This is a genomic window from Clostridium sp. LS, assembly GCF_002760435.1.
Taxonomy (GTDB): domain Bacteria; phylum Bacillota; class Clostridia; order Clostridiales; family Clostridiaceae; genus Clostridium.
On sequence record NZ_AUUU01000041.1, the window covers coordinates 122,926 to 130,233 of the forward strand.

The following is a 7,308-nucleotide window of genomic DNA, read 5'->3' on the forward strand; positions in this document are numbered from 1 at the left end:
ACGAATTATTCTGGAGGTTAAAGTATGAAACAACAAATTGAATTAAGAAAAAGCATTACTTGGGTTAAAGGTTCTGCTATTACTATAGGAGCAGTATTAGGTTCTGGAATTCTTGCATTGCCAGCAATTGCTGCGGAAATGGCAGGACCAGCATCCATACTAAGCTGGCTTCTTATGAGTATATTTTCTGCTCCCATGGTAATAGCTATTGGTATGATGTCTTCTCAATTTCCTAACTCAGGTGGAATGGCAGCATATGCACGGCAGGCATTTGGTCCATTTTGGGGACGTCTTATAGGATGCCTTATACTAAGTGCAATGCCTTTGGGAATGCCTATAACTGCGCTCATTGGTGCTCAATATCTTGGTAGTGCTTTTTCATGGTCTTCGTCTTCAATTCATATAGCAGCTGCACTACTTATTATAGTCGCAGTAATCTTAAATTATATGGGTGTTGAATTATCAGGTCGAGTACAGGTTGTTGTGATTTCAATAATATTAATTATATTAATTTTTACTGTGGGTTCATCCATGCAGCAGATTAGATTCACAGCCTTTTATCCATTTGCCAGCAATGGCTGGATTCCAGTAGGTCAAGCTATGAATCTTTTGTTCTTTGCATTCATGGGCTGGGAAATGATCGGTCACTTGTCAGAAGAATTCTATAATCCGCATAAAGATATACCATTAAGCCTTTGTGTTGGTTTTTTGTTGATTAATCTATTATATTTTTCAGTAGCTTTTGTTACTATAGGTAGTAGTATATATAAAACAGGTAATCCTACAACAGCTATGATTGATCTGATTGCTTATAGATGGGGGACGAATGCAGGGGGAATAATAGCTTTTTTAGGATTTATCATTTGTTATTGCACTGTGCATACTTATATTGCAGGATTTTCTCGACTTGTTTATGCTGAGGCTAAAGAAGGAAATTTTCCAGCTTCATTTGGCAAACTTCATTCTCGATATCAGTCACCTTATGTGGCATTGTTTTCTTTTATTCCATTATTTATAATTATGCTATTTCTTAGTTGGAGATTTTCATGGGAATTAAAAGCACTTGTTAGTATTCCAAGTACTACATTTCTTATGGTTTATATTATCAGTATGGTGGCGGCGGCAAAAGTTCTATGCAATAAAATTGGGAAGATTTCTGCTTATATAAGTGCTTTTTTATCTTCTATAGTTTTTTTATTCGCTGGATGGTTTGTCGTGTATCCCTTAATGGTAATAATTATAGGATTTTACTTTAAAAAAAGAAAAGATGAAATATGTATCTGATTAGAAATGATTTTGGCTCAGATATTGAAAGATTTATTTAAAGAAGTCTTTTAGAAAGAGTGGATAACGTATATTTTTTATTGTGATAGCTAAGGGGAGTAATATGATACTGAATTTAAATTTTAAAATTAACCATGTCATAAATAAAATACAACTTCCCATTATTCATACAATGGGAAGTTATATAACTAAAAAAAAGCTAAATGATAGATAAGTTTAGGGCATGTATAATAAGTGAATGCGAAAATTATTAAAATTGGAGAATAGGGTAGGGGCTAAGTACGCTTCGCATCCACCATGAAACCCACGAAAATCCAAATGGATTTTGTGGGTCTTTTATTTTATGCTTTAGCGTTCAGAAAACCACCTGCTAAGCGGGTGGTGGGCGGCTGGTTATACCGTTAAAAAGCCATGAGTATCCTAAAACAATGGTTCTACCACAAACTTTGTATTACTACTAAACTAATACTGGTAATACAAAACTAAAAGTTGTTATAAAACTTAAGTTTCATGACCTCATTTAAAATATGGAGTAACTAAACAATTAAAAAATCTATGGACAGTTTTAGTTAGAAAAACGCTTCTATATATTTTTTAGGCTTACAGCCGCAGAGCAAGCCACCCGTTTGACGGGTGGTCCTGACTTTTCAAAGGAAACAAAAGTGCCACTCCCTACAGTTGCACTTAATAACCCTTTTAGTTCGCATACTTTTATAGCTTTTGAGGCGATGCTTACATTTAAAAAGTCAGTAAGTTCACTATGGGGAGGTAACTTAGTTCCTGGAAGTATTGATCCGTTAAGAATATCTTCTTTCAGTTGATTTGCTAAAGAAAGATATAGTGGTTTATCAGCTCTGTCTACGACAGGATTCCAAGTCATAGGATAGTTTTTAAATGAATTTACCGGCATATTAACACATCCTTTCCTATCACACAGTATGGAAGATGTGGCAAGAATTTTCCTGAAAAAATAAATGTAATAATGGCTATCGATACTCTAAATAATCTAAAAATCGCTTAACTGCAAGTGACGTACTTTTTTTATCTCTCAATGCCAATCCAATTTCTCGATAAGCAGGTACTTCTAATTCCTTTGTCACAATACGATAAGGAATACGTTGTAAAATAAGCTGTGGCAAAATACTAATGCCCAAACCGTTTTCTACCATAGACATAATGGCATAGTCATCCCATGTTGTAAACTGAATTTTAGGAGAAATGTTACATCGTTCAAATATCTCTGAAATCTCTGCCTTTGCACCTTTTTCCAACAGCATAAAAGGGTAATCACATAATGATTTGATTGGAAAGTATTCGCAATATACAAGTGGGTGGTTTTCAGGTAAAACCACAAGTAGTTTATCCTGTTCTAAAAAAATTGTTTCAAACTCTGGGAGTGTAGGAAGTCGAAGAAAGCCGCAATCTACGCGTCCTTCTAAAATCCAGCTTTCTATTTCCGTATAGTCGCCGAGTAACAACTCATAATCAATATTAGGATAATCCTTTTGAAATTCTTTAATGATATTAGGTAGCCAATGAGTGGCTACGCTTGAAAATGTACCTATTCGAATAAGTCCTGATTGCAATCCGTTCAATTCTTCAACTTGCGTCTGTAACTTCTGATATTCATTACACATACTTTTAGCAAAAGGCAATAATTTTAAGCCATCGGAAGTTAATCGTACACCAGAGCGTCCACGTTCAAGAAGTGATACACCCCATTCTTTTTCTAAATCATTAATCATACGACTAATACCAGATTGAGAATAGTTTAATATCTCTGCTGCCTTTGTAAAGCTCCCATATTCAACAGCCCTTATAAATGCCATATATTTTTGAATGTTCATATCCATATATATTTACCTCACATAAATCTGATTTTGTCATCTTTTCTATGATAAACATCCGCTTTTGTAATTGATAAATTTATGATACATTATGTCCATGAGGTTTTCAAGGGAAAGGAATAGAATAAATCATGTTTTTTGTAAGTGATATTTATTCAATAAACCTAAAAAGCATTAAAGAGGAGAAAGAGTATGAAATATAGAATTCAATTCATTTTATCTATGATTATTTTTGGAACGATTGGTTTAGTTGTTAGGCATATAGGACTATCTTCAAGCGAATCAGCACTATTAAGTAGTACCATTGGCTGCTTGTTTCTAACTTGTGTTTTTGTGGCAACTAAAAAGAAAATACCTTTGGATATGATAAAAACTAATTCTGTCTTGTTACTCTTCTCTGGAGTTGCTTTAGGAGGAAATTGGATTTTTCTATATGCATCTTATCAATATACAACAATTGCTAATGCTACACTTGCTTATTATTTTGCACCAGTAATCGTCATATTTTGTTCACCAATCCTTCTTCAAGAAAAACTATCTATTAAAAAGGGGATTTGCGTTTGTATTGCGCTGATCGGGTTAGTCATGATTGTGGAAAATGGTATGAGTAAACTGGAATATCATGATTTTATTGGGATTATCTTGGGACTAATTGCAGCAGTTTTTTATGCTTCACTTATGTTAATAGGTAAATTTATTCATAATATAGATAAGTTAGAACTAACAATTATACAACTAGGTATTACTGCAGTGCTTCTTGTCTTTTATGTATTTTTCACAAAGGGAATATCTTTTTTTAGTATTTCAGCATCATCAATACCTTTCATTGCTATACTAGGCATTGTTAATACAGGGATTGGGTTTTGGTTATTCTTTTGTGGTATGGAAAAGCTCTCAGGGCAAAGTATAGCTGTGTTAAGTTACGTTGATCCATTGGTGGCGATTGTAATTTCGGCAATTATTTTACACGAACAAATGACTACTATTCAAATAGTAGGTGGGATTTTACTTTTAGGATTCCCCTTTATTAGTGAAATCAGATTAGATGAATAGAATTAATTGAAAACTAGATTTTCTGAATCTTTGATCATACAGAAAGGAAAAAATAAACCTTATTATAATATGTACCTAGTAATTATAACTAATAATGTAGTTTATGGAGGTAGTTTAAATAGTTCAAGAGCTCATCCAGGAAAGGTTTTCAAACCTGCAATTCTAAGTAATTCAGCTTCAATGTTACGTAGTTAAAGCTCTTCAAAACGGAAAAATGTATAAGTTATTTTTAGTGAGGCATAGTGGATTTCAAAGGTCACGCTTCTCCTTTATCACAAGACCCATAAAAATCTAAATTTAGATTTTTATGGGTCTTGTATTTTGTGGGGGAATTATATTCCTTTATGTAAATTCTAACTACAATGCTTTCTTATCCATAGCAGTATGAAAAGAAGGATATTTTGGGTGGAATTTAAGTTCATTTTTAATACGCTCCGTATCCAATATCATATCACATGGACTAAAACTAGGCCATCCGCCATTAGGAGGTACCTGTTCTGGTAAGCCATTAAGTTTAAGAAGTTCAGCAACAGTAATTGGTGTATCATCAGCAACGTTATATATGTGACCGTCAAAACCTGGTGTACTTGATGCAAGCATTAACGATTGACAGACATCCGCATGATGTACTAGCGAAAGCTTTTGCGAAGGATTCCATGTACTCATAATTGGTGAAAATTCTTCAATGTGTGGGTCATGATCGCCATAAACAAAGGCAAATCTTACAATACGCAAATCTAAGCCCATTTCATGGTGCAGATTAAGTAAAGCTTCTTCCGCCACAACTTTTGTTTTTGGATAGGCTAGAGTCGGTTGAAGGACATCATCTTCACGACATGGATTATTTCTGCTGATACCACTGTATACCAAACTGGTGCTACTAAAAACAAATCTTGTGACACCGGCTTCCAAAGCAGCTTTAGCTAGTATTATGCTTGCATCTACATTTGATGCTCGTGCTATTTCTTCGCTGACACCGCGAAATTGAGCTGCCAGATGCACCACAGCTTCAACACCCTTTATAGCTTCAGTGAGATTTTCATTATCTAAAAGATCACCTAAAACCACTTCTGCTCCTTGTTCTTTCAAGGTAAGTGCACGCTCAGCATTTCTTACAAGAATACGCACGTCATGACCTTGCTCTAATAAATATGGTATAAAACGACTTCCAACCTTACCTGTTGCTCCAGTTACAAATATTTTCATAAGTTAATTCACTCCAATCTAAACGGTTTTGTTTGCTAATCAATTTTGTGTTATATTACTAATATATCAGGCTTAGAATAGGTTAACCATATTGTGATTATCATACGATTGAGAGTGGTAGGATAAAGGAGGAAAATAAATGAAAGAGATTACAGTACAGAAGTCGTTAGGTGAATTTTTACGTGCAACTAGAGAACGTCTTACACCAGAACAGGTTGGTTTGCCTTCATATGGACGTCGCCGTACACCAGGACTTCGACGAGAAGAGATTGCTCAACTTGCAAATGTCAGTGTTTCTTGGTATACATCGATAGAGCAAGGTAACGACGTACGTCCTTCCAATCAAGTATTAGAAAGTTTGGCTAGTGTGTTAAGATTATCTGAGGATGAACGTCGATATCTTTTTCTATTATCTAAATCAGATGAGATAGAGGAATCAGAAATTTATAAAGAGATCAGTATTGGATTAGAAAGAACTGTTTTTGCATTGGAACCTAATCCGGCATATATAATTAATAAATATTGGGATGTATTATTATGGAATCGTGCAGCAGAATTTTTATTTCGATTCCCTCCATATTCTACTAGCATGAATTCGAAGCCGAATTTGTTGTATCAATTTTTAACAGATCCGTTTAAAAAAGAAATTAATTCTGATTGGGAAGAGAAGGCTAAAATCATGATTGCGAGGTTTAGGGCAGATTGTGTAAGGTATCCTCAAGATGAAAGGTTAAAAGAAATGATCGAAAAATTTAAGCAGGAAAGTGAATTATTCGATTTATGGTGGCCTCGTTATGAAGTTAAAACTGTTACGGACTGTCATAAATCATGGGATTACCCTGAAATTGGAAAAGTGGAGTTTGAACATGTGAATTTACAGTTGTCTAACCATCCCGATTTGAAAGTGATGATTTATACAGCCTCATCATCTACAGCAGAAAAACTTAAACAAAAAATCTATTCTTAAGAATATTATAACTACAATTGGTAATATATAACATATTAAGGGAAAAAGTTAGATGAATTTCATTGGTGGATTTCAAAGGTCGTGCTTCGCCTCCACCATGAAACCCATGAAAATCTAAAATTTGGATTTTCATGTTTTCTTATGGGAGAAATTAAATAGTAATAGTTAATCTATATCGAATTAAAAATAGAAGTCAAATATATATTATAATAATGTAATAAAAAGAAGGAATACTTAAAGCAATACATGGCTTTAAGTATTCCTTTATCTATTTTAAAGGAGAAGTTAAGCATGAAAAAGCTATGGGAATTAGAGCAGATAGAAGAACTGAAATCAAAATATGCAAAAGAGGTGTTGCAAAGTATTGAAGAGGTTATTACAGTTTTTAATGAAAATTACGGAAGGGGGGATCAAGAAAGATATTGATGCAGATTTGGCTGGTTATGTAATATGAACTTGCGATTTTTGGATGCGTAATTCTCATTTGACGTAGTAATCAATATAAATTATGTTCCTTGAAAATTGAATAATGCGATTTTTACAAAATAAATGGTATATTAAGATGAACTTAAGTATATTATATTAGTGGAGGCGATGAAATGGCAGGGATAAGTATTGGAGCTCTTGTAGCAATTGCTGCTGCGTTTTACATAATTTTAAAGAAAAAGAATAAATGACAGAGGAACGCTTCACCTGCTCAGCGGGCGAACATTGTTTATACTCATAAGAAAGAAGCGATAAACCAGAGGACAGATTATAGCTAAGTTATTAGGCTCTGGTATCTGATATCCTCCTGCAGATAATAATAATCTGCAGTAACCTTAATCTGCAATATTTTTAAGTAATGGATCAATAAAATTAAATAAAAAATTGTAAAATCGTATTATTCAAGAGATGAACTGCACCCTGTCAAGTAGACAGTGAAAATAATAAAAAATAGTTTAAGCGGCT

Annotated in this window: 8 protein-coding genes; 5 read left to right on the top strand and 3 right to left on the bottom strand. The window is 33.8% G+C overall.

The window, feature by feature from the left end; genetic code table 11:
- The first annotated feature begins 24 nt into the window (after window positions 1-24).
- Complete coding sequence (locus tag COL3_RS11115; protein ID WP_008421632.1) at window positions 25-1,284, top strand: amino acid permease; 1,260 nt, start codon at window positions 25-27, stop codon at window positions 1,282-1,284.
- Between the two features lie 583 nt (window positions 1,285-1,867).
- Here COL3_RS11115 and COL3_RS11120 read toward each other — a convergent pair.
- Both COL3_RS11120 and COL3_RS11125 read right to left on the bottom strand, forming a co-directional pair.
- Window positions 1,868-2,194, bottom strand: coding sequence for a winged helix-turn-helix domain-containing protein (locus tag COL3_RS11120; RefSeq protein ID WP_008421635.1), 327 nt, complete (start codon window positions 2,192-2,194; stop codon window positions 1,868-1,870).
- A 76-nt stretch (window positions 2,195-2,270) separates the two neighbouring features.
- The gene (locus tag COL3_RS11125) at window positions 2,271-3,137 is read right to left on the bottom strand and encodes a LysR family transcriptional regulator (protein ID WP_008421637.1); all 867 of its coding nucleotides are present in this window, start codon (window positions 3,135-3,137) and stop codon (window positions 2,271-2,273) included.
- Between the two features lie 186 nt (window positions 3,138-3,323).
- On the opposite strand from COL3_RS11125, the gene COL3_RS11130 reads away from it, so the two are divergent.
- On the top strand, window positions 3,324-4,184 hold the full coding sequence (locus COL3_RS11130) for a DMT family transporter (protein ID WP_008421638.1): 861 nt from the start codon (window positions 3,324-3,326) through the stop codon (window positions 4,182-4,184).
- A gap of 69 nt (window positions 4,185-4,253) precedes the next feature.
- Entirely contained in the window at window positions 4,254-4,379 is a 126-nt protein-coding gene (locus tag COL3_RS29560) for a hypothetical protein (RefSeq protein WP_278286658.1), read from the top strand.
- 162 nt (window positions 4,380-4,541) lie between these two features.
- Here COL3_RS29560 and COL3_RS11135 read toward each other — a convergent pair whose 3' ends face one another.
- Window positions 4,542-5,390 carry an NAD(P)-dependent oxidoreductase gene (locus COL3_RS11135; RefSeq protein ID WP_008421641.1) on the bottom strand — a complete coding sequence of 283 codons (849 nt, stop codon included), beginning with the start codon at window positions 5,388-5,390 and terminating at the stop codon, window positions 4,542-4,544.
- Between the two features lie 139 nt (window positions 5,391-5,529).
- Here COL3_RS11135 and COL3_RS11140 point away from each other — a divergent pair, with 139 nt between their 5' ends.
- Together COL3_RS11140 and COL3_RS29565 are read left to right on the top strand one after the other, a co-directional pair.
- On the top strand, window positions 5,530-6,357 hold the full coding sequence (locus COL3_RS11140; RefSeq protein ID WP_008421643.1) for a helix-turn-helix transcriptional regulator: 828 nt from the start codon (window positions 5,530-5,532) through the stop codon (window positions 6,355-6,357).
- 291 nt (window positions 6,358-6,648) lie between these two features.
- The gene (locus COL3_RS29565; RefSeq protein ID WP_008421645.1) at window positions 6,649-6,783 is read left to right on the top strand and encodes a hypothetical protein; all 135 of its coding nucleotides are present in this window, start codon (window positions 6,649-6,651) and stop codon (window positions 6,781-6,783) included.
- Window positions 6,784-7,308: the final 525 nt, after the last annotated feature.